This window comes from Azospira sp. MPR-E4, from assembly GCF_058809645.1.
In genome coordinates, this window is sequence record NZ_JBXAST010000022.1 from 16900 (window position 1) to 37252 (window position 20353).

General features: G+C 66.6%; 22 protein-coding genes. 10 read left to right on the forward strand and 12 right to left on the reverse strand.

The annotated features are described in order from the left end of the window. Nucleotides 1–44 precede the first annotated feature (44 nt). Nucleotides 45–365: a hypothetical protein gene (locus tag AC1RTA_RS08650; protein ID WP_043798011.1), complete on the reverse strand. Its 321-nt coding sequence runs from the start codon at nt 363–365 to the stop codon at nt 45–47. Nucleotides 366–1233: 868 nt separating this feature from the next. Here AC1RTA_RS08650 and AC1RTA_RS08655 point away from each other — a divergent pair. The 5 genes from AC1RTA_RS08655 to AC1RTA_RS08675 all read left to right on the forward strand — a co-directional run bounded on the left by AC1RTA_RS08655 (nt 1234) and on the right by AC1RTA_RS08675 (nt 3498). Continuing rightward, nucleotides 1234–1656, forward strand: coding sequence for a hypothetical protein (locus tag AC1RTA_RS08655; RefSeq protein WP_130458073.1), 423 nt, complete (start codon nt 1234–1236; stop codon nt 1654–1656). Between the two features lie 66 nt (nt 1657–1722). Next, nucleotides 1723–1917, forward strand: coding sequence for a hypothetical protein (locus AC1RTA_RS08660; RefSeq protein WP_130458072.1), 195 nt, complete (start codon nt 1723–1725; stop codon nt 1915–1917). A gap of 11 nt (nt 1918–1928) precedes the next feature. Next, nucleotides 1929–2324: a hypothetical protein gene (locus tag AC1RTA_RS08665; protein ID WP_014236913.1), complete on the forward strand. Its 396-nt coding sequence runs from the start codon at nt 1929–1931 to the stop codon at nt 2322–2324. 81 nt (nt 2325–2405) lie between these two features. Then, nucleotides 2406–3170, forward strand: coding sequence for a fused MFS/spermidine synthase (locus AC1RTA_RS08670; protein WP_492784512.1), 765 nt, complete (start codon nt 2406–2408; stop codon nt 3168–3170). A 1-nt stretch (nt 3171) separates the two neighbouring features. Beyond that, entirely contained in the window at nt 3172–3498 is a 327-nt protein-coding gene (locus AC1RTA_RS08675) for a DMT family transporter (RefSeq protein ID WP_492784513.1), read from the forward strand. A gap of 11 nt (nt 3499–3509) precedes the next feature. Here the strand turns inward: AC1RTA_RS08675 and AC1RTA_RS08680 are convergent, their stop codons facing one another. Further along, nucleotides 3510–4655 carry an HD domain-containing phosphohydrolase gene (locus tag AC1RTA_RS08680; RefSeq protein WP_232058825.1) on the reverse strand — a complete coding sequence of 382 codons (1146 nt, stop codon included), beginning with the start codon at nt 4653–4655 and terminating at the stop codon, nt 3510–3512. Between the two features lie 242 nt (nt 4656–4897). Here AC1RTA_RS08680 and AC1RTA_RS08685 point away from each other — a divergent pair, with 242 nt between their 5' ends. Both AC1RTA_RS08685 and AC1RTA_RS08690 read left to right on the forward strand, forming a co-directional pair. Further along, nucleotides 4898–6094, forward strand: a complete 1197-nt coding sequence (locus AC1RTA_RS08685) for a glycosyltransferase (RefSeq protein ID WP_492784514.1) — start codon at nt 4898–4900, stop codon at nt 6092–6094. 140 nt (nt 6095–6234) lie between these two features. Then, the gene (locus AC1RTA_RS08690) at nt 6235–6504 is read left to right on the forward strand and encodes a hypothetical protein (RefSeq protein WP_014236908.1); all 270 of its coding nucleotides are present in this window, start codon (nt 6235–6237) and stop codon (nt 6502–6504) included. 187 nt (nt 6505–6691) lie between these two features. Here the strand turns inward: AC1RTA_RS08690 and AC1RTA_RS08695 are convergent, their stop codons facing one another. The 3 genes from AC1RTA_RS08695 to AC1RTA_RS08705 all read right to left on the reverse strand — a co-directional run bounded on the left by AC1RTA_RS08695 (nt 6692) and on the right by AC1RTA_RS08705 (nt 9811). Further along, nucleotides 6692–7492 (reverse strand): ABC transporter ATP-binding protein, encoded by an 801-nt coding sequence (locus AC1RTA_RS08695; RefSeq protein ID WP_492784515.1) that lies wholly within the window; start codon nt 7490–7492, stop codon nt 6692–6694. A 2-nt stretch (nt 7493–7494) separates the two neighbouring features. Continuing rightward, the gene (gene ntrB, locus AC1RTA_RS08700; protein ID WP_492784516.1) at nt 7495–8385 is read right to left on the reverse strand and encodes a nitrate ABC transporter permease; all 891 of its coding nucleotides are present in this window, start codon (nt 8383–8385) and stop codon (nt 7495–7497) included. Nucleotides 8386–8533: 148 nt separating this feature from the next. After that, a complete protein-coding gene (locus AC1RTA_RS08705; RefSeq protein WP_492784517.1) occupies nt 8534–9811 on the reverse strand; it encodes a CmpA/NrtA family ABC transporter substrate-binding protein in 1278 nt (425 codons plus the stop codon). Nucleotides 9812–10331: 520 nt separating this feature from the next. Between AC1RTA_RS08705 and AC1RTA_RS08710 the strand changes: the two genes are divergently transcribed. Then, the gene (locus AC1RTA_RS08710) at nt 10332–10931 is read left to right on the forward strand and encodes a Yip1 family protein (protein WP_165397422.1); all 600 of its coding nucleotides are present in this window, start codon (nt 10332–10334) and stop codon (nt 10929–10931) included. 45 nt (nt 10932–10976) lie between these two features. Here AC1RTA_RS08710 and AC1RTA_RS08715 read toward each other — a convergent pair whose 3' ends face one another. From AC1RTA_RS08715 to nirB, 5 genes are all read right to left on the reverse strand, one after another. After that, a complete protein-coding gene (locus AC1RTA_RS08715; RefSeq protein WP_492784518.1) occupies nt 10977–11372 on the reverse strand; it encodes a hemerythrin domain-containing protein in 396 nt (131 codons plus the stop codon). Nucleotides 11373–11494: 122 nt separating this feature from the next. After that, the gene (locus AC1RTA_RS08720; RefSeq protein WP_492784519.1) at nt 11495–12070 is read right to left on the reverse strand and encodes an ANTAR domain-containing response regulator; all 576 of its coding nucleotides are present in this window, start codon (nt 12068–12070) and stop codon (nt 11495–11497) included. A 24-nt stretch (nt 12071–12094) separates the two neighbouring features. After that, on the reverse strand, nt 12095–12463 hold the full coding sequence (locus AC1RTA_RS08725; protein ID WP_130458066.1) for a sirohydrochlorin chelatase: 369 nt from the start codon (nt 12461–12463) through the stop codon (nt 12095–12097). 211 nt (nt 12464–12674) lie between these two features. Beyond that, complete coding sequence (nirD, locus tag AC1RTA_RS08730) at nt 12675–12983, reverse strand: nitrite reductase small subunit NirD (RefSeq protein WP_014236900.1); 309 nt, start codon at nt 12981–12983, stop codon at nt 12675–12677. 73 nt (nt 12984–13056) lie between these two features. Beyond that, on the reverse strand, nt 13057–15495 hold the full coding sequence (gene nirB / locus AC1RTA_RS08735; RefSeq protein ID WP_492784520.1) for a nitrite reductase large subunit NirB: 2439 nt from the start codon (nt 15493–15495) through the stop codon (nt 13057–13059). A 455-nt stretch (nt 15496–15950) separates the two neighbouring features. On the opposite strand from nirB, the gene AC1RTA_RS08740 reads away from it, so the two are divergent. Beyond that, nucleotides 15951–17882 (forward strand): sensor domain-containing diguanylate cyclase, encoded by a 1932-nt coding sequence (locus tag AC1RTA_RS08740; protein ID WP_492784521.1) that lies wholly within the window; start codon nt 15951–15953, stop codon nt 17880–17882. Between the two features lie 118 nt (nt 17883–18000). Here the strand turns inward: AC1RTA_RS08740 and blaOXA are convergent, their stop codons facing one another. After that, nucleotides 18001–18897 (reverse strand): class D beta-lactamase, encoded by an 897-nt coding sequence (gene blaOXA / locus AC1RTA_RS08745; protein ID WP_492784522.1) that lies wholly within the window; start codon nt 18895–18897, stop codon nt 18001–18003. An 18-nt stretch (nt 18898–18915) separates the two neighbouring features. After that, a complete protein-coding gene (locus AC1RTA_RS08750; protein ID WP_492784523.1) occupies nt 18916–19251 on the reverse strand; it encodes a DUF1294 domain-containing protein in 336 nt (111 codons plus the stop codon). A gap of 130 nt (nt 19252–19381) precedes the next feature. Between AC1RTA_RS08750 and AC1RTA_RS08755 the strand changes: the two genes are divergently transcribed. Next, nucleotides 19382–20299 carry an alpha/beta hydrolase gene (locus AC1RTA_RS08755; protein ID WP_492784524.1) on the forward strand — a complete coding sequence of 306 codons (918 nt, stop codon included), beginning with the start codon at nt 19382–19384 and terminating at the stop codon, nt 20297–20299. Nucleotides 20300–20353: the final 54 nt, after the last annotated feature.

A 20353-nucleotide genomic window follows, 5' to 3' on the forward strand; every position in this document is an offset into this window, starting at 1 on the left:
CCCCAGCCGGCCCCTGTCGGCAGCCCAGCCTGCCGGCTGTCCTCTCACACGGCCAGCTCGACCAGGCTGTTGACCCGCTCCGGCTTCAATTCCCCATCCTCCCCCAGCAGGTCGTAGACCAGCAGGATCAGATGCACCCGCTTCTGCAGCGGGATGGTGGCCCCCAGGACCGCCAGCCGCTCCTCCACGGACTGTATGGCCCGGGCCAGGCGCAGGGATTCGGGCGGCACAGACTGGTCGTTCAGATGCATCGAGCCCTGGCCCGTAAGCAGCCAGTTGGCATTGATCCCGGCGCGGATCAGGCCGGCGATGGCTTCGGCGCCGGGCAGAGCCAGTTCGATCTCGTATTTGCGGTAGGTGCTCAAAGGAATACCAGATATGGAACATATCTCGACCTGTTTCAGGCCCAAGACTGCCCTCACTTCCTTCAACCTTTGCCCAAGCAATATTCCAGGAGCCATTATTATCTTTTTATAAATCAGATTGTTAACAATTAATGAAGGCCCCGGGCGCCAACCCGTATGCATCCAAATATGGCATTGACAACATTCCATATTTGGCATTAAATACTATCGTGGTCATAGTTATCCTTTGTTATCAGGAAAATCGGCCCATGCCGACTTTTCGCACAAGGGTTACCTGGGCACCGGGAGAGCAAGACAGCAAGAATCGGCAACACCGATTCCCAGACTGTTCAAGGGAGCACAGACAGGAAGGCCGGCCAGCCTAGTTTGCCGGCCTCCGGCGCTGCGCCTCCGCAGGCAGTTCAATGTATCGCCTTTTTCCCCCGCCCAACAACCCGGGTAAACCTTAGGTAATCCCGAAGAAACACGGGCTTTTCCCCTGAATCACACTGTTGCGACAGTTTCCAGCGATGGGAGACAGGGCACTGCTTCCCCAATTTCTTCGGCATATAACACGGAAAAAGATGACCGGAAGCGGCAGATGAATATTCGCAATCGATTATAGCAACAGGCCACCAGCCACCACCGAACGCAGATCAGGATCAAAAGAACATTTCGACAGTTGAGGTCCCCGCGATGAACGCCAGGCAGAACAGCAGTCCGCCCTCCGCGACAAAGCCGCAGCAGTTCCCCCATCCCCCTCTGGACCCGGAGGCGGTGGAGCTCATGGTGCGGCAGTGCATCCGCCACACCTGGTACATGATCGCGGGCTTTCTCGCCTCTTTTGGACTGATGTCCCTGCTTTTTGTTCTCCGCTAGGAGCCGGCCGATGCCAGTCACAAGCGCAAGACTGACGGGGCTGGACGACCAGGGTTCCCCCCTGGTGATCAAGATCGACCAGGTGCTGGCCTACCGGGACCGCATCCACCACGCGCGTTGCCGGGTGGCAGCCAACCAGACCCTGGACGCCCTCAAGGATATTGGCGTTTCCGCCCGGGTTTTCGGAAAACTGACCCAGCCCGGCAAAAAACTGCCTTATCCCTCCCCCATCGAACTTTGCATCGTGGAGCCGGCGGCGGCGGACGGGGAACTGGCCTCCACCGTCGGCCAGACCATACGCGACGTGGCCGGCCCCCTGGGCGTGCGTGTCCTGTGGCTGGAGCAGCTGACGCCGAAGATGCGCCTGCACATCCTCGAGCACGGCCGCAGCAGCCTGGGCGCAGGCAATGACAGCCCCTGCAACTCACCTTAAAACGACACTTCTGGCAGTTCGAGTACCCAGTTATGGATTCATCCGCCACAGATACGGGAGGGAGTCATGGCCAAACACCGGAGCCGCCACCGGCAAGGCAGAAAAGGGAATGAAACGGTCGCCACCGGCAAGGACGGGCACCTGTTCGACTTTGCCGAAATCGACGCGCTGCTGAACAAGAGCTATCGCCGCACCTGGCTGGTCCTACTGGCCCTGGGGGGAGCCTTTTTCACCCTCTCGGCCATGGCCATGCTCAACTAGGCGATACCACCATGACCTCTCCGGCACCATTGATTCAGGAAGCCTTGCCCGGCGGCGACTTTGGCCCGGGCGACAAGCGGCAGCAGTACCGCAACCGGCTCTGCCGCGAGCGCAGTGCCGCCGCGGCCAACCGGGCGGTGGCACTGCTGGCGGAAATGGGCATCAAGTCCCGCATCTTCGGCCCCCTGACCAGGAACCGGGAGGATTTTTCCCCGGGCAGCGGCATCGACCTGTGCGTCTTCGACGAGAACCCTCTCAACGGCCCCGAAGGCCCCCGTTACCGGGACATCATGCTGGCCGTCAGCACGGCGGGTGAAGGCCTCCTGATCCAGGTCCACTTCCTCTCCCAGCTCTCGCCGCCCCTGGCCCGCACCGTGCAAAGCACCGGCCTGCCCCGGATCAACTGAGGCGGAACGGCTCCCCGCCGGGACTAGCCAAAAGCGGCCATCCGGGCCAAGATGTGGCCCCTTTGACCAGCGACCACTCCCATGAGCCATCCGCGTCATGACATCGACGTCAGCGAAGAAGCCGGCGTCCGCTATCTGCATTTCGGTTCCGACTGGGTCCAGGGGGCCATGCGCATCGCCCGGCCGTGGAACCTGGAACTGGCCTACACCCGGGAAATGATGGCCGGCCTGCTGCTGCGGCAGGAAACGCCCTGGCCCCGCCACGCCCTGCTGATCGGCCTGGGCGCCGGCTCCCTGACCAAGTACATCTACCGCCACCTGCCCCAGACCCGCATCACCGTGGTGGAGATCAATCCCGAGGTGGAGCTGGTGGCCCGTTTCCACTTCAAGCTACCCCAGGACCCGGCACGCCTGACCATCCACATCGATGACGGCGCCGCCTTCATGGCCGCCGGCCAGGAACAGTACGACCTGATCCTGGTGGACGGCTTCGACCCCGACGCCCGGGCCGGCGGCCTGGATACCGCCCCCTTCTACCAGCACTGCCGGGAACGGCTGACGGCCGACGGCCTGCTCAGCATCAACCTGCTGGGACGCAACCGGGGCTTTGCCGCCAGCGCCGAACGCCTGCGCCAGGCCTTCGACGGCCGCGCCCTGGTCTTCCCCTCCTGCGACAGCGGCAACGCCATTGCCTTCGCCGCATCCGGCAATCCGGTCGCCGTCGGTCTGGACGAACTGCGGTCCCGGGCCGAAACGCTGAAGCGGGAAACCGGGCTCAACCTGCTGCCCACCGTGACCCGCCTGCAGATGGCCGGCAGCCTGGCCGGCGGACGCCTGAGTCTGTGACATGCACTGGCTGCACCTGGCCACCGCCATCGTCGCCGAAGTCATCGCCACCTCGGCCCTGAAAGCCGCCGCCGGCTTTACCCGGCCCCTGCCCTCCCTGGTGGTGGTGGCCGGCTACGGCCTCGCCTTCTATTTTCTATCCCTGACCCTCCGGGTCATTCCCATGGGCGTCGCCTATGCCGTGTGGTCGGCCGTGGGCATCGCCCTGGTCTCCCTCATCGGCTGGCTGGTGTACGACCAGCGTCTGGACGCTCCTGCCTTGCTGGGGATGGGCCTGATCGTCGCCGGCGTCGCCGTGATCCAGCTCTTCTCCCGCACCACCCACTAGGGGGCGGCCCCTCAGCCGAGGAAGTCCTCGGCGAACTGGCCCTGGATGCGGTCGATCTCGCTGCGGTTGCGCAGCAGGGCATCGACGCAGTCGTGGTCGAACTTGCGCCCGGCCATCTCGGCCAGCATGGAAAAGGCCTGGTCGTTGCTCCAGGCCTCCTTGTAGGGGCGCTCGCTGGTGAGGGCATCGAAGACGTCGGCCACGGCGACGATGCGGGCCTCCACCGGGATGTCGTCGCCCCGCAGGCCATGGGGATAGCCGCTGCCGTCCAGGGACTCATGGTGATGAAGAACGATGTTGCGCAGCATTTCCGAACGCTGCATGCCCTGGATGCCGAAATTTTCCAGCATGGAATCGACGATCTGCCGCCCCTTCACCGTGTGCTGCTGGATCTGCACAAACTCCTCGGGTTCCAGCCGGCCCGGCTTGAGCAGCAGGGAATCGGGCACCGCCACCTTGCCGATGTCGTGCAGAGGTGCGAAAAGGTACAGGTACTCGACGAAGGCATCGTCCAGCTTGAAGCGGGGCGCCACTTCCTGGGCAATGATGCGGGAGTAGTGGGCCATGCGCTCCAGGTGCGCCCCCGTCTCGAAATCCCGGATCTGGGCGATCTGGGTCACGGTGCGCACCGAGGCCATCAGGGTGCGCAGGCAGGCCAGTTCGTTGACCACCACCAGGGACAGCTGGTGCCCCACCATATTCAGGTGGTGCAGGGCCTGGGCGTCGAACACCCACTTCTGCCGGGAATTGAAGAAGAGAAAGCCGTAGAGAGCGCCGTTATGGGCCACCGGCATGGTGTAGCTGGCGCCGTAGCCGCTGCTGCGCACCCGCCGGGAATGCTCCCGCACCAGATCCTGGGACAGCACATCCATGTCGTTGATGACCCGGGGGCGCCGGGAGGTGGCGATTTCCGTCAGGGAGGAGGAGGCCGACAGCTTGCTCTCGTAGAAGGAAAGGGGCGCTTCCCCGTCGCTGGAATGGAGGAAGGTTTTCAGGTTGTCCGTCAGGGGCTCGTAGGAGGCGACGGCGATACGGTCGATGAATGGCAGGGACTGGCGCAGGTGGTCGTGAATCCGTTCCAGCTTCTCCTGCAGGGGCAGGGACTGGTGCAACAGGTCCAGCCCGTCTTCATGGGAGAAGACAGGCAGGTCCGGCAACAGCGCTGGAGGCTGGACAAGGGAAGAAACCACGGTCACGGTCGGATACCACCACACAGAGCGAAAGGCATTATACGAATCATAATCATCAAGCCGCAATATGACGGGTTGCTGACAAGCTGGATTATCCGGCGCAAGCAGACAGGCGCTGGGAAAAAAATGCAGCAAAAAACCTGCCACAAAACGGAAACGGCAGCGTAACCCCCGCATCGTATGGTCGGATTTTTCCCTGGGAAGACGCTATGCACGTACTGATGCTTTCCGATGTGTATTTCCCGCGCATCAACGGGGTTTCCACCTCCATCGAGACTTTCCGCCGGGAATTCGAGGCCGCCGGGGACCGGGTCACCCTCATGGTGCCCGACTACCCGGGCACCCAGGCCGAGCCCGGCATCATCCGCATCGCCTCCCATCGCCTGCCCCTGGACCCGGAAGACCGGCGCATGGAATTGCGCACCATCCTGGCCCACGAGGAACAACTTCGGGGCATGGACATCGACCTGATCCACATCCAGACCCCCTTCGTCGCCCACTACGCCGGCACCGCCCTGGCCAAGCGGCTGGGGGTTCCCTGCGTCGAGACCTACCACACCCTGTTCGAGGAATATTTCCACCACTACATCCCCTTCCTGCCCAAGGGCATGCTGCGGGGGCTGACCCGGCGCTTTTCCCGGCGCCAGTGCAATGCCCTGGACGGGGTCATCGTGCCCTCCACCGCCATGGCCGAGCGCCTGCAAAGCTACGGCGTCACCACGCCTCTGCGGGTGGTACCCACCGGCATTCCCCTGCAACAGTTCGGCCAGGGCGACGGCGCCGCCTTCCGCCAGCGCCTCGGCCTGGCGCCAGAAACGCCGGTGGCCCTGTTCGTCGGCCGGGTGGCGGGGGAAAAGAACATCGACTTCCTCCTTCAGGCCCACCGCCTGGCCCTGCTGCGCCTGCCGGAACTGCATCTGGTGGTGGCCGGCGAGGGCCCGGCCCTGGCGGGTCTGCGGCGGCTGGCGGAGGCCCTGGGCACCAGCGACAAGGTCCGTTTCGTCGGCTACCTGCACCGCCGGGACGAGCTGCCGGCCTGCTATGCGGCGGCCGACGCCTTCGTCTTCGCCTCCCGCACCGAGACCCAGGGCCTGGTACTGCTGGAGGCCATGGCCGAGGGGGTGCCGGTGGTGGCCCTCTCCATCATGGGCACCCGGGACATCCTCATGCCGGCGCGGGGCGCCGTCTCGCCGCCCGACGATCCGGCGGAGTTCGCCGAGGCCCTGGCCAACCTGCTGCAGAACCCGGAACAACGCCAGCGGCTGGCCCGGGAAGCTCGGGAATACGTGCAGGAATGGTCGGCCCCTGCCTGTGCCGGGCGCCTGCGCCAGGCCCTGGCGGAATTGCTGCAGAGCCGCATGAATACAGGGCCCCTGACCCCTTGCACATCTTCGCCAGTGGACTAACATGAGGGTGTTCTCCCACCCATTACACCCGCACAAAGGGGGGACGGTCCTACAACAACAAAATGCTTTCCTGGCCGCCCGACCGGCAACACCGGGGCCGAGCCCGACAGACCGTCTTAGCAACACAGGAGGAGAATCCCATGCTGTCCTTAAAAGACTGCCTCGACTTCTGCGACATGGAGCAGGAAGAAATTTCTGCCATCGCCCAACACGAGCACATTCCCGTCATCGTCGCCGCCGAGCTGTGCGACACCCTGCTACATACGGAAGAAGGGGTGCGCGATCTGCACTCCATGCTCCTGGACAACATCGCCACCGCCCTGGAACACGGGGAAGTGGAACGGGCCAACGAGCTATCCCGCACCTACCAGCACTTCCAGACCAGCCACCCTTTGGCGCCCAGAGCCTGAGGCGCTATTGACCGGCCCCAAGCCGGCCGGGATTCGGCGCCTTCTACTCTCCCCGGCGACCGAATCCCACCTTTTCCCAGCATCCAGCGGCAGTCCTTGTGCCGCTTCCACCCACCTGCGCCGGCAGCGGCGATCCGGCCCGTGAGCCCCGGATCGCCGCCCGGCGGCAGAGATCCGGGACCACGCCTCAGGCCGCCAGCACTTCCTTGTGGGCCTGCTTCTCGTAGAGGAACTCCAGCACCGCCGCCCGGGCGGCGATGTATTTCGGGTCGTTGGCCAGGGCCAGGCGGTTGCGCGGCCGCGGCAGTTCCACGCTGAGGATTTCGCCGATGGTGGCGGCCGGGCCGTTGGTCATCATGACGATACGGTCCGACAGCAGCACGGCCTCATCCACATCGTGGGTGACCATGACCACGGTGGCCTGGGTGGCCTCGCAGATCTTCATCAGTTCGTCCTGCAGCTTGGCCCGGGTCAGGGCATCCAGGGCGCCGAAGGGCTCATCCATGAGCAGCACCTTGGGCTGCATGGAAAGGGCCCGGGCAATGCCCACCCGCTGCTTCATGCCCCCGGAAATCTCGTGGGGAAACTTGGTCTCGGCGTGGGTCAGGCCCACCAGGGCCAGGGCGTCGTGGGTGCGCTGCTTCAGTTTGGCCTTGCCCTCCTTGGCAGCGAAAACCCGCTCCACCGCCAGGTAGACGTTGTCGAAGCAGGTCAGCCAGGGCAGCAGGGAATGGTTCTGGAACACCACCCCCCGCTCCGGCCCGGGGCCGGCGATCTCCCGGCCGTCGCAGATGAGAGCACCATCCGTAGGCCGGGTGAGGCCGGCGATGAGGTTGAGCAGCGTGGACTTGCCGCAGCCGGAGTGGCCGATGAGGGCGATGAACTCCCCCTGGCGGATGGACAGATCCACGTCGCGCAGGGCGACGAACTTGCCTTTCTTGGTGTCGAAGGTCTGGCCGACGGCTTCGATCTGGACGAATTTTTCCATGCTTACTTCTCCTCGTAGCTGAAGCGGTTGGCCAGCAGCACCAGGGCCTGCTCCAGCAGGAGCCCCACCAGGCCGACGACAAAGATGGCGATGATGATGTGTTCGACGTTGAGGTTGTTCCACTCGTCCCACACCCAGAAGCCCAGGCCGACGCCGCCGGTGAGCATTTCCGCGGCGACGATCACCAGCCAGGCGACGCCGATGGAAAGGCGCACCCCGGTGAGCATGTAGGGCAGCACGGCGGGAAAGAGGATCTTGGTGAACACCTTCCACTCCGGCAGGTCCAGCACCCGGGCCACGTTCAGGTAGTCCTTGGGAATGCGCTGCACGCCCACGGCGGTGTTGATGATCATGGGCCAGATGGAGGAGATGAAGATGACCCAGATGGCCGCCGGGTTGGCCGCCTTGAACACCAGCAGGCCGATGGGCAGCCAGGCCAGGGGCGAGACGGGCCGCAGCAGGCTGATGATGGGCGACATCATGCGGTTGAGGAAATCGAAGCGCCCCAGCAGGAAGCCGGCGGGAATGCCGATGAGGGCGGCCATGCCGAAGCCGATGCCGACCCGCTGCAGGGAGTTGAGGATGTTCCAGCCGATACCCATGTCGTTGGGCCCGTTCTGGTAGAAGGGATCGGCAAAGAGCTGCACCGCCGAGGCCCAGGTCTTGGCCGGGCCAGGCAGCTGGGGGCTGGTCATGGAGACCAGGTACCAGAGGCCGACGAAGACGGCCAGGCCGATCAGGGGCGGCAGCACCACCTTGAGCAGGCCCACCAGGGTCTCGTTGCTGCGCCGGCCGGCGGCAGCCCGGGCCGGCTCCTGCGCCGATGGCGGCACCGGGGCCGCCGTCACGGAGGCGGCCGGGCCGCTCCCCACACTGCTGTCATTCATGGCCATGGCGGCTGCTCCCTGGTCTGTTGCATCGTTCGTCGGGCTGGCCGCCAGCGCGGTGTTGCCCTGAATCAAAGTCATCGTCGTCATGATCATTCCCCCATGCACGGATGGAGGCGGCCCCCGGCCCCGCCGGGACGGCCGCCGGTTGCTCTTAGGCGCGCACCTTGAAACTGGCGGCGTATTTCTTCGGGTCCTTGCCGTCCCACACCACGCCGTCGATCAGCTTGGAGGAACGCAGGTCGCTCTTGGGCACGGCCACCCCGGCCTTCTCCGCCGCCTGGCGGTACAGGGCCACCTGGTTGATGGCCTTGGCCACGCCCAGGTAGTCCGGATCGTCCTTGAGCAGGCCCCAGCGGCGGTGCTGGGTGAGGAACCACATGCCGTCGGAGAGGTAGGGGAAATTCACTTGGCCGTCGTTGAAGAACTTCATGTGGTTCTTGTCGTCCCAGGTCTTGCCGATGCCGTTGCTGTAGCGGCCCAGCATGCGGTCCAGGATCACATCCACATCCGTATTGACGTAGGCCTTGGCGGCGATGGTCTCGGCCGTCTCCCGGCGATTGGCCAGGGAGGCGTCGATCCAGCGGGATGCCTCCAGGATGGCGGCGGTGACGGCCACGGCGGTCTTCGGGTGCTTGGCCGCCCAGTCGGCGGTGGTGCCCAGCACCTTTTCCGGATGGTCGGTCCAGATGTCCTGGGTGGTGGCGGCGGTGAAGCCCACCTTGTCGATGATGGCCCGGGCGTTCCAGGGCTCGCCGACACAGTAGCCGTCCATATTGCCCACCCGCATGTTGGCCACCATCTGGGGGGGCGGCACGGTGATGGTCTTGACGTCCTTCATGGGGTTGATGTCGTGGGCCGCCAGCCAGTAGTAGAGCCACATGGCGTGGGTGCCCGTGGGGAAGGTCTGGGCGAAGGTGAATTCCCGCTTCTCGCTGCTGATCAGCTTCTTCAGGGCGGCGCCGTCGGTGACGCCCTTGTCCTTCAGCTGGCTGGAGAGGGTGATGCCCTGGCCGTTGTTGTTGAGGGTCATGAGGCTGGCCATGTCCTTCTTCGGCCCGCCGATGCCCAGGTGCACGCCGTAGATGAGGCCGTACAGCACGTGGGCCGCATCCAGTTCCCCATTCACCAGCTTGTCGCGCACGGCGGCCCAGGAGGCCTCCTTGGTGGGCACGATCTTGATGCCGTACTTCTTGTCGAAGCCCTTGGCCGCGGCCATGACCACGGAGGCGCAGTCGGTCAGGGGGATGAAGCCGATCTTCACCTCGGTCTTTTCCGGTGCGTCGGAACCGGCGGCAAAGGCGGCGGCACGCAGACCGGGAGTCAGGCCCATGAGCGCTGCTCCCAGGCCCAGGAGGCCGGCGGATTTGACGAACTCGCGGCGTTCCGCCGCCACGGCATCGGGTGCCTCGAATTGCTTTTGCTTGGACATTCCATGCTCCTTGACCTCAGAAAAAAGAAAAGGCGTCACACCCGCGTGAGAGGAGAGAGAACACGCGGATGGACGCCTTTGTCCGTTTGCCGGTCAGGGCTTCACTGCGCTGCCCGGCGTTGCTCGAACCGCCATTGGTCCGACTTACGACCTAGTTCAGCAACCACCGTGCCAGGCAGCAAAAATATCTGGAATTCACCTTTACTTCATATAGATAGCCACATTCCCACCGCCCCGAAAAAATCCATCCGCGGCACCGGAGCGCACTGCTGCGGTGCGCCATGGCGTGACCGCCGCACAAGAAGGGGGAACCCGGGCCGGCGGTTGCAGCGACAGCGGCGGAAGGACAGCGGAATGGGGAGCGACCGCGGGAGAGGAAAGGGGAACGGCGAAAGCGCCGACCCCATCTATGACCAAACGCCTAAAGACACTGGCATCCGATGTTCTTATGATTATCGGGTTGTTGATGGCATGCAATACAAAACAATGCTCCCGCACGTATCGGGAGCGGGAGGGAAACATGGATATCCAGCAACAGCCCATGGAAGCCCCGCGTCTACTGTCGGGCTGGATGATGGGCAGTGCAGGCACGCAGGAAAACCACGACATCCTTTGGGACGACGTGGAGCATCTACCCTCCGCCGCCGTCAGTTTTCTCCTCATCGCCCTGCCCCTCTCCCTGCTGCTGCCGGTGATGGCCAACTTCGCCGGCAACGCCTACGGCAACCGCATCATCGCCGGCTTCATTGCCCCCAGCTGGGAACGCCTGCTGCTCATCCTGGCCTGGGAACTGCTGATGGTGCCACTGCTGGCGGGCGTCGCCCACCTGGCCGGGCGCTTCTTCCAGGTGCCGGTGAACCGGCGCCAGGCCTTCCTGGTGGTGACCCTCAGCACCATTCCCCTGTGGCTGGCCTCCCTGGCCCTGGCCGTGCCTAGCCTGATTTTCATCCTCATCACCGGCATGGTCGCCCTGGCCCTTTCCAGCTACGCCATGTACCGCTGCATCCGCCGCCTGCTGGCGGTGGAGGACGACTGCCTGGCCACCCTCTTCTGCGGCGTCATCATGGTCTGCGCCCTGCCGGCGTGGACCGTCATCCTGGCCCTGGTCCTGATCCACTAGACCAGGGCGCCATCGCCCCCGCCGGGGCCACGCCCCGGCACAACCTCAGCCGACGGCGAAGGCCGGGTACTCCTGGGCCTTCTCGAACAACTCCCGTTCCTCGAAACGCACGTGGTCGCTCAGGGCTGTGGCGAAGGCTTCCAGGGCGCCCCGGTCGCCCCGGCCGATGCGCTCGGCCAGGCCCCGCAGCTGGGCGTGCTCGGCCAGGGTGCGGGCCACCAGCAGGTGCTCGCCGGCGGCTTCCAGCCAGGGCAGCAATTCCTCTTCCTCGCGCTGGAAGTGGGGTTCCAGCTCGGCGGCGAAGAGGCTCGACATCTGGCCCGCCAGGGCGTTCATGGCCCCCTGGTCGGCCGCCAGCACGGCCTTGCGGCAATCCAGGGACAGCTTGAGGGCGGTGTGGTGTTCGCGGGACAACTGCAACAGGGCGGGATGGCGTTTCATGGCGGACTCCCGGAAAGGGTGATGGGAGACAGTATGGCGCCGGACGGGGAACCGGGGCCAGGATGCAAATCAAACCCGGCATCACCCGGGTCAAAGCCAGGGGTGGGCCGGCGGCCCGGCCTTCAGAGCAGGACCTTGGCCATCTCGATGACGTCCTGGGAGACCCGGGAGATGCTCTGGCCCCGGTCCATGGCCAGGCGGCGCAGGGCGTGGTAGGCCTCTTCCTCTTCCATCTTGCGGGTCTTCATGAGCAGGCCCTTGGCCCGTTCGATGATCTTGCGGTCGGACAGCTTCTGCGTGGTTTCCGCCAGCTCCCGGCGCAGGGCCAGGGTTTCCTCGAAGCGGGCCCGGGCCACCTCGACGATGGGCTTGATGCGGGCCGGGTCCAGGCCATCCACCACGTAGGAGGAGACGCCGGCCTTCATGGCCTCCCGGATCAGGCCCGAATCGTCGTCGTTGGCGAAGATGATCACCGGCCGGGGCATGTCCCGGTTCATGGCGGAAAGGTGTTCCAGGGTGTCCCGGCTGGGGCTGTCGGTTTCGATGAGGATGACGTCGGGCTTCAGTTCCTCCACCCTTCCCGCCAGGTCCAGGGACGAGGCCAGCACAGCCGCCACCTGGTGGCCGGCCTTGACCAGGCCGGCGCAGATGTCGGCGGCCCGGCTCTGGGATTCATCGATGACGAGAACGCGCAGCATGGGTAGGTGGATTCCTGAAAAGACCTAGTCGAGGGCCAGGATGTGCTCGGCCATGGCGTCGATCACGCCCGGAGCTTCGCCGATGGCGCCGGCGATGTGGATGCTGAGCTGGGGATGCTGGCGTGCCGCGGCTTCCACCTGCAGGGGCAGGTCCCGCTTCAGGTGGCCGCTCTGGGCCATGAACATGGGCGCCAGGCGGATGCTGGTGACGCCCTCGTCGGCCAGCTGGGCGACGCACTGTTCCAGGGTCGGCTCCATGAATTCGAGGAAGGCCAGGGCGACGCGGCGCTGGGGCTCCCGCGCCTGGATGGCGCGCTGCACGCGCTGCATGGGCTCGGCCCACTGGGGGTCCCGGGCACCGTGGCCGAAAAGGATGAGGGCAGTTTGGGTCATGTCTGGATTATGGGTGAAGGCAAGGGGCGAGGGAATTGATCGATATCGCCTTTTGCCGCAGCCGGCAAAGGCCGCGACGCCCCCTGCTTCGGCCGCCGGAACGGCCATTGGTTCCATGCCATTGCCAGGAGGCAGCAGGGACGGACTTTTCCGCCGTGGCATGGCCGTCAGGCCCGTCCCTTCTGCCTCTCCGGGCATGGTCGTTTCCCCGTCAGGCCTGGAGCCAGACCCGGCCGTCTTCCACCTTCACCTGGAAGCGGGCGGTACAGCCCTGGTCCGGCGCCACCGCCTCGCCGCTGGCCAGCTCGATGTTCCAGCTGTGCAGGGGGCAGGTCACCCGCTGGCCGTGCACGATGCCCTGGGAGAGGGGCCCACCCTTGTGGGGGCACTTGTCGTGGAGGGCGAAGACGGCATCGCCGTCGGTGCGGAACACGGCAATATCGCCGCCCGGGTGCTGCACCACCCGGGAACCCAGCAGGGGGATGTCTTCCAGGGCGCAGAGGTTTTTCCATTGGCTCATTTTTCGTTCCTTAAAACCGTTTTTGCCACAGAGGGCACAGAGAACACCGAGAGAATCGTGCCGGCCTGCCGGCTCAGAAGGCCAGGGGCTCGAATTCGCGGCGGGCCGGGGCTTCCTGGTGCTCGGCCCAGGGATCGGCGGCGTCCTTGAGGGAATCGAGCAGACGGGCGTGCAGGGCCTTGCGGTTGTCCTCGTCCTCCACCACCAGGCGCTTGACGTGGTCCAGGCCCACCCGCTGCACGTAATGCACGGTGCGCTCCAGGTAGAAGCCCTCTTCCCGGTAGAGCTGGAGGAAGGCGCCGGAGTATTCCTTGACCTCTTCGGCGGTGGCCACCTTGCACAGGAACTGGGCCGCCTCGGTCTTGATGCCGCCGTTGCCGGCGACGTGGATTTCCCAGCCCGAATCGACGGCAATGATGCCCACGTCCTTGATGCCGGATTCGGCGCAGTTGCGCGGGCAGCCGGAGACGGCCAGCTTCACCTTGTGGGGGCTCCACATGTCGAACAACATCTTCTCCAGCTCGATGCCCATGCCGGTGGAGTCCTGGGTGCCGAAGCGGCAGAACTGGCTGCCGACGCAGGTCTTCACGGTGCGGATGGACTTGCCGTAGGCGTGGCCGGAGACCATGCCGGCCTGGGCCAGGTCGGCCCACATGTGGGGCAGGTCCTCCTTCTTCACCCCCAGCAGGTCGATGCGCTGGCCGCCGGTGACCTTGACCATGGGCACCTGGTACTTGTCCGCCACGTCGGCGATGGCCCGCAGCTCGTTGGGCGTGGTGACGCCGCCCCACATGCGCGGCACCACCGAATAGGTGCCGTCTTTCTGGATGTTGGCGTGGGCCCGCTCGTTGATGAAGCGGCTTTGCGGATCGTCCTTGGCCTCGTGGGGGAAGGTGGAGATGAGGTAGTAGTTGAGGGCCGGGCGGCACTTCTCGCAGCCGTTGGGATTCTTCCAGGCCAGGGCTTCGATCACCGCCGGAATGGAGGTCAGGTGCCGCTCCCGGATGGCCTGGCGCACGGCCCCGTGGCTGTGCTCGGTGCAGCCGCACATGGGCTTCTCGGCGCTGCTGGCGGCCTGGTAGGCGCCGCCCACGGTGGAGGCCAGGATCTGCTCCACCAGGCCGGTGCAGGAGCCGCAGGAAGCGGAAGCCTTGGTGTGCTTGCGCACCTCGTCCAGGGTGAACAGCCCCTTCTCCTTGATGGCCTTGACGATGACGCCCTTGGTGACGCCGTTGCAGCCGCACACCTCGGCGCTGTCGGCCATGGCGGCGGCCTTGTTGTGGCCCTGGTGGCCCGTGTCCCCCAGGTTGCTCTGGCCGAACATGAGGTGGTCGCGGATCTGGCTGACGTCCTTGCCCTCCCGCAGCAGCTGGAAGTACCAGGAACCGTCCGCCGTGTCGCCGTAGAGCACGCCGCCCACCAGCTTGTTGTCCTTCAGCACCAGGCGCTTGTACACGCCGCCGGCCGGGTCGTGCAGGACGATGTCCTCGGTGTCGCTGCCGCCCATGAAGTCGCCGGCGGAGAAAAGGTCGATGCCGGTGACCTTCAGCTTGGTGGAAGTCACCGAGCCCTGGTAGCGGCCGATGCCGTAGCCCGCCAGGTGGTTGGCGCAGACCTTGGCCTGCTCGAACAGCGGCGCCACCAGGCCGTAAGCGATGCCGCGATGGCTGACGCATTCGCCCACGGCGTAGATTTTGGGATCGTAGGTCTGCAGGGTGTCGGAAACGACGATGCCCCGGTTGCAGTGGATGCCGGAAGACTCGGCCAGGGCCGTGTTGGGGCGGATGCCCACCGCCATCACCACCAGATCGGCGGGAATCTGCATGCCGTCCTTGAAGCGGATGGCTGCCACCCGGCCGCTCTCACCGGCGATGAGGGCTTCCGTGTTTTTCTGCAGCAGGAATTTCAGGCCCCGCTCCTCCAGGGACTGCTGCAGCATGCGCCCGGCCACCTCGTCCAGCTGGCGCTCCAGCAGCCAGGGGCCGACGTGTACCACGGTCACGTCCATGCCCCGCAGCTTGAGGCCGTTGGCCGCTTCCAGGCCCAGCAGGCCGCCGCCGATGACCACCGCGTGACGATGGGTCCTGGCCGCCTCGATCATGGCGTCAGTGTCGGCGATGTCCCGATAGGCGATCACCCCCGGCAGGTCGTTGCCGGGAATGGGCAGCATGAAGGGGTTGGAGCCGGTGGCCAGCAGCAGGCGGTCGTAGGACTCCACCGTGCCGTCCTCGGCGACGACCTGGCGCCTGACCCGGTCCACCTTGGTCACCTTCTTGTTGAGGTGCAGCTTGATGCCGTTGTCGGCGTACCACTGCAGATCGTTGAGGACAATCTCGGGCACCGTCATCTCGCCGGCCAGGACCGGGGAAAGCAGGATGCGGTTGTAGTTGGGATGGGGCTCGGCGCCGAAGACGGTGATGTCGTAGTGGTCCGGGGCGATCTTCAGCAGCTCTTCCAGGGTGCGCACGCCGGCCATGCCGTTGCCCACCAGCACCAGTTTGGGTTTGTTCATGAAGCACTCCTTCGGTCGCCGGCTTCCGGGGTGCGGGACGGGCCTCGGACTGCGCCCGCGCCATTGCGGTACGCCGTCGTGCCCTCCCGCAACGCCATCAGGCAGCGAGAGAAAACATTGAAGGGCAGTGCTTCACGTTGACCCCGAGGGCCACACCACCGGCAGTCCCGCCGCCCAGGCGACAGGAGTACGCCGGAGATTTAGCAATCGCCATGCCATTCCGTAAGCGCATGATTTAAATGGGATAACACCAAACCCGCCGCCCGCGCCGCCGCACACAACTGGTGCATCGCCGCCCCGCCCTGCCCCGCCAGCGGGCGCCCGGCACCATCCCTCGGCTGCCGCCCGCCGCCGGTCCCCTGCTGGCCCAAAGGCCTATTTGAGGAAGTCCGGGCCCATGCCAGAATGGGCCGACAGACGAGTGCTTCGTGCGCCCCATCCCAATGGAGAACGCCATGGCTCCCGAAAACAGTACCGCCCCCCCCAGCCGCCCGCCCCTGGTGCGTCCCGGACGCAGCCTGCTGGTCGGCTGGCTGCTCCTGGTGGCCATCATCATCGGCCTGGTCTTCCGGGAAATCGGCGAAACCCGGGAACGCCTCTACAACGCCGCCTGGGACAACCTCAGCACCCTCAACCTGGCCCTGCTGGAACAGATGGAGCGGGCCATCACCGCCACCGACCAGGCCCTGCTCAACGCCCGCCAGGAAGTGGCCGCCATGCCGCCCCTGGTGGCGGAGAAAAACCCGGCCCGGCGCGAGGAGCAGGCCCGGCGCCTGCACCAGCTGCTGCGCAGCCAGGTCACCGCCACCCCCTTCGTCACCAACCTGGTGCTGGTGGACGCCCAGGGCAATGTGCTGGCCCACTCGGCCCGCCACCCGGTACCCGCCATGAACGTGCGGGAGCGGGAATACTTCCGCCGCCTGCGCGACACGGCCGAAGCCGAGCCCCTCATCTCGCCCCCCACCCGCACCCTGCTCGACGGCTCCCAGCGGCTCATCTTCTCCCGCCGTCTGGTGGGGCCCCGGGGCCATTTCGCCGGCGTCATCCTGGCCAGCGTCAGCCTGGCCGATGTGGTCTCCTTCTACCGCTCCGTGCTGCACCTGCCCGGCGGCGCCGTGGCCCTTTACCACAGCAACGCCACCCTGCTCGCCCGCTACCCGGAAATGCCCGACAGCCTGGGCCATGCCTACCCGGAACAGGACCTGTTCCTGCGCACTCCCGGCCGCGGCGCCAGCGGCACCCTGCTGGAAACCAGCTCCATGGACGGGCGCCAGCGCCTGAAAAGCTTCCGCGAGGCCAAGCGCTATCCCATCCTGGTCTCCGTCTCCCAGGAGGAAAGCGAACTGCTGCGCCCCTGGCGCGCCACCACCCTGCACATCATCCTCATGGGCCTGGGCAGCATCGTCCTCTGCTCCCTCTTCATCGGCCTCATCTGGCGCCAGCTGCAGCGCCTGGAGGAACAGGCCCGGGCCCTGCGGGAAAGCGAAGGGCGCTTCCGCAACCTGGTGGAACGGGCCGGCGACGCCCTCTTCCTGCACGACCCCGGCGGCCGCATCGAGGACGTGAACCAGCAGGCCTGCGACAGCCTGGGCCTGCCCCGGGAGGAGCTGATCGGCAGCAACATGGACGCCTTCGAGGTCGGCATTCCCGCCGCCGAACTGCACCAGCTGTGGCACAACCTGGACACCAACGCCCCGGTGACCCAGGAAGGCCGCCACCGCCACCGCCTGGGCCACGAATTCCCGGTGGAGATGCGCATCGGCGCCTTCGCCTCCGGCGGCCGCCGCCTGATCCTGACCCTGGCCCGGGACATCACCGAGCGCCAGGCCTACCAGGAGAAGCTGCGCCAGCAGGCCCTGCACGACGGCCTCACCGGCCTGCCCAACCGGGTCCTCTTCAACGACCTCCTGGGCCAGCTGCTGGCCCAGTCGGAACGGCAGGAGCGGGCCTTCGCCCTGCTCTTCGTGGACCTGGACCATTTCAAGGAAGTGAACGACACCCTGGGCCACGCCGCCGGCGACCGGCTGCTGCAGGAAGCGGCGGCCCGCCTGCGGGGCTGCCTGCGCAAGGCCGATACGGTGGCCCGCCTGGGGGGCGACGAATTCGCCGTGCTCCTGGCGGAGGTGGCGGGGGCCGAGGATGCGGAACAGGTGGCGGAAAAGATCGTCGCCGCCATGAACCGGCCCTTCCCCCTGCCGAACGGCGAGGGCCACGTTTCCGCCAGCATCGGCATCGCCCTCTACCCGGAGGCGGGCAAGGACGCGGAAACCCTGCTGCGCCACGCCGACTGGGCCATGTACCAGGCCAAGTCCGGCGGCCGCAACGGCTACCGGCGCTACCGGCACGTGGTGGGGGAAACGACTCTGGGCCAGGGCCTGGGGCTGTAAACCGTCGGCTCGGGCAGCACCCGGCTGGGAACCAGGCGGGACGGGCCTGACGGCGACAGCATCGCCGGGAGCCTTATCCCGCGGGCCTCACCGCCATGGCAGGCCCCTTAGGCAAGTCCTATTTGCCTGGCAGGGCGGTGCCGGGCGTGGCGGGAGACACGGCCCCGGTCATCGCACTCGAGGCATTCGCCCCACTCGGCAAAACCGGCGCCGCCGCCGGCAGGGCGCCGATGGCCGCCAGGATGGCCCGGGCCACCCCTTCCCGTTTCGGCAGATCCGCCATCCGCCCCGGCGTATCCAGGTTGAGGGCGAAGAACACCGGCCCCTGGGGCCACTCCACCCAGCCCACCCACCAGCCGATGCGGCCGTCCCAGCCGGTCTTGGCCCGCAGGATCCAGTCGCGGCCGGCCTCCACGATCATCACGTCCTTCACCAGCCGCTGGTGGGCCAGGGCCAGCGGCAGCTGATTGCGGTAGAGGCGCTCGAGAAAGGCCACCTGCTCCTCGGCGGAAATGCGCAACTTGCCGTCCAGCCAGTAGCCGTCCTCGCCGCCGGACGGCTCGGCGTTGCCGTAGTCCATGGCCTGCAGCAGGCGCCGGGCCCGGGCCTCGCCGATCTGCCGGGCAAAGTCCTGGTACACCCAGACCACGGATGCGCGCATGGAGGAACGCAGGTCCTGGTCCCGGTTCCAGGCCGGGATGGCGCGCTGCACCCCGTCCCAGGGCAGGACCTGGAATTCGTCCCGCAGCACGCCGCTCTCCAGGGCCATCAGGGCATGGGCGATCTTGAAGGTGGAGGCGGGCACATAGCGCCGCGCCGCCCGCTCCGCATCGTAGCGCCACAGGCGGTGGCCGCCGCCGCGCCGGTCCGCCACCACCATGGTGCCGCGGGCCTCGGCGGCAGCGAAGAAGACGCCCCACTCGGGCCGTTCGTCCGCGGTTTCCGCCCGGGCGGCAACGCCGCCCCCCAGCAGGAGCAGACAGAAAACCAGGGACCGGACTACACGGAATTTCATCATGGGCGCCTCACGACCTCAGCCCGGCACGGGGATGGCCGGCATGGAAAAGGGAAAGCCGCGGTCCTGGCCCAGCCGCCACAGCAGCAAGGCCAAAACCGCCAGATTGACCGCCACCGTCAGCCAGAACCAGGTACGGAAGGGCTGCTTGCGGCTCTTGTGACGCAGCCAGGCCTGGGCCAGCCAGGCTCCCGGCCAGCCGCCGAGCAGGGCCAGGCCGTGCAGGGTGGCCTCGCTGATGCGCCAGGCACGGCGCCGGGCTGCCGACTTGTCCCAGGCGTACACCAGCAGGGTGAGCAGGCTGAGGGCGGCGTAATGGAGCGGCAGCAGGGAGAGGATCGGGGCGGATGACAAGGCAGGCTCGCGGCAAAGGTTCGGCATGGGGCGCATGACGCCGGGAAAACTGGCGGATAATGCCCCTTCCCGCCCCTCCCGCACAACCGGGAGGCCACCGCCGTACCCTGCCCTGCCCACCGGATCCGCCATGCCCAGCCTCAAAGCCCGCGCCGTCATCTTCCTGCTCAAGCACCGCCACTGGTTCCGCCTCAAGGCCCGGCGCGAGACCATCACCTTTGACACCTCCATCCCGGCCCTGCGGGCCCAGGTGGAAAAATCCGGGGTGATCTTCGGCAAGCTGCCCCCCGACATCGCGGTGGACAGCTTCAACCTGGGCAGCATGAGCCTGGAGTGGATCCGCCCCCGAGACGACGCCGGCGGCAGCGCCATGCTCTATTTCCACGGCGGCGGCTACGTCATGGGCTCCCACCGCTCCCATCGGGCGGCGGTGGCCAAGTTTGTCGCCGGCAGCGGCGTGCCGGCCCTGGTCTTCGATTACCGGCTGGCCCCGGAGCACCCCTTCCCGGCCGCCCTGGACGACGCCCTGGCGGCCTGGGAGTGGCTGCTGGCCCGGGGCCAGGACCCGGCCAGGGCCGTCTTTGCCGGCGATTCGGCCGGCGGCGGCCTGCTGCTGGCGGCCCTGCTGGCCCTGCGCGACAAGGGCCGGCCCCTGCCGGCGGCGGCGGTGGCCCTGTCGCCGTGGACCGATCTCACCAGCAGCGGCCCCTCCTACCAGGAATCGGACCCCCTGGCGCCGGACGGCTGCTGGGAGGTTTTCAGCCGCTACTACGCCGGCGAGCGGGACCGGCGCGAGCCCCTCATCTCGCCCCTCTTCGGCGACCTGCAGGGCCTGCCGCCCCTGCTGCTGCACGCCGGCGGTGCCGAGATCATGCGCGACGACGCCATCAGCTTCGCCGCCAAGGCCCGGGCGGCGGGCGTGGAGGTGCGGCTGGAGCTGGGGGAAGGCATGTTCCACTGCTACCCGGCGGTGGCGCCCCTGTTCCCCGAAGCCACGGCGGCCCTGGCCGACTGCTGCGCCTTCATCCGCCAGTACGCCAGGGGCTGAGGAGCACCGGCCTGGAAAGCAGAAGGGGCGGCCTTTGCAGCCGCCCCTTGTCGT

Bases quoted from the DNA above. Each gene is read 5' to 3' on its own strand.
- blaOXA (WP_492784522.1), bottom strand. From the start codon at position 18,897: ATGAAATTCCGTGTAGTCCGGTCCCTGGTTTTCTGTCTGCTCCTGCTG.
- AC1RTA_RS08655 (WP_130458073.1), top strand. From the start codon at position 1,234: ATGCCAGTCACAAGCGCAAGACTGACGGGGCTGGACGACCAGGGTTCC.
- AC1RTA_RS08720 (WP_492784519.1), bottom strand. From the start codon at position 12,070: ATGCTGCGCGTTCTCGTCATCGATGAATCCCAGAGCCGGGCCGCCGAC.
- AC1RTA_RS08685 (WP_492784514.1), top strand. From the start codon at position 4,898: ATGCACGTACTGATGCTTTCCGATGTGTATTTCCCGCGCATCAACGGG.
- nirB (WP_492784520.1), bottom strand. From the start codon at position 15,495: ATGAACAAACCCAAACTGGTGCTGGTGGGCAACGGCATGGCCGGCGTG.
- AC1RTA_RS08725 (WP_130458066.1), bottom strand. From the start codon at position 12,463: ATGACCCAAACTGCCCTCATCCTTTTCGGCCACGGTGCCCGGGACCCC.
- AC1RTA_RS08660 (WP_130458072.1), top strand. From the start codon at position 1,723: ATGGCCAAACACCGGAGCCGCCACCGGCAAGGCAGAAAAGGGAATGAA.
- nirD (WP_014236900.1), bottom strand. From the start codon at position 12,983: ATGAGCCAATGGAAAAACCTCTGCGCCCTGGAAGACATCCCCCTGCTG.
- AC1RTA_RS08740 (WP_492784521.1), top strand. From the start codon at position 15,951: ATGGCTCCCGAAAACAGTACCGCCCCCCCCAGCCGCCCGCCCCTGGTG.
- ntrB (WP_492784516.1), bottom strand. From the start codon at position 8,385: ATGGCCATGAATGACAGCAGTGTGGGGAGCGGCCCGGCCGCCTCCGTG.
- AC1RTA_RS08715 (WP_492784518.1), bottom strand. From the start codon at position 11,372: ATGAAACGCCATCCCGCCCTGTTGCAGTTGTCCCGCGAACACCACACC.
- AC1RTA_RS08675 (WP_492784513.1), top strand. From the start codon at position 3,172: ATGCACTGGCTGCACCTGGCCACCGCCATCGTCGCCGAAGTCATCGCC.
- AC1RTA_RS08670 (WP_492784512.1), top strand. From the start codon at position 2,406: ATGAGCCATCCGCGTCATGACATCGACGTCAGCGAAGAAGCCGGCGTC.
- AC1RTA_RS08710 (WP_165397422.1), top strand. From the start codon at position 10,332: ATGGATATCCAGCAACAGCCCATGGAAGCCCCGCGTCTACTGTCGGGC.
- AC1RTA_RS08695 (WP_492784515.1), bottom strand. From the start codon at position 7,492: ATGGAAAAATTCGTCCAGATCGAAGCCGTCGGCCAGACCTTCGACACC.
- AC1RTA_RS08690 (WP_014236908.1), top strand. From the start codon at position 6,235: ATGCTGTCCTTAAAAGACTGCCTCGACTTCTGCGACATGGAGCAGGAA.
- AC1RTA_RS08755 (WP_492784524.1), top strand. From the start codon at position 19,382: ATGCCCAGCCTCAAAGCCCGCGCCGTCATCTTCCTGCTCAAGCACCGC.
- AC1RTA_RS08665 (WP_014236913.1), top strand. From the start codon at position 1,929: ATGACCTCTCCGGCACCATTGATTCAGGAAGCCTTGCCCGGCGGCGAC.
- AC1RTA_RS08705 (WP_492784517.1), bottom strand. From the start codon at position 9,811: ATGTCCAAGCAAAAGCAATTCGAGGCACCCGATGCCGTGGCGGCGGAA.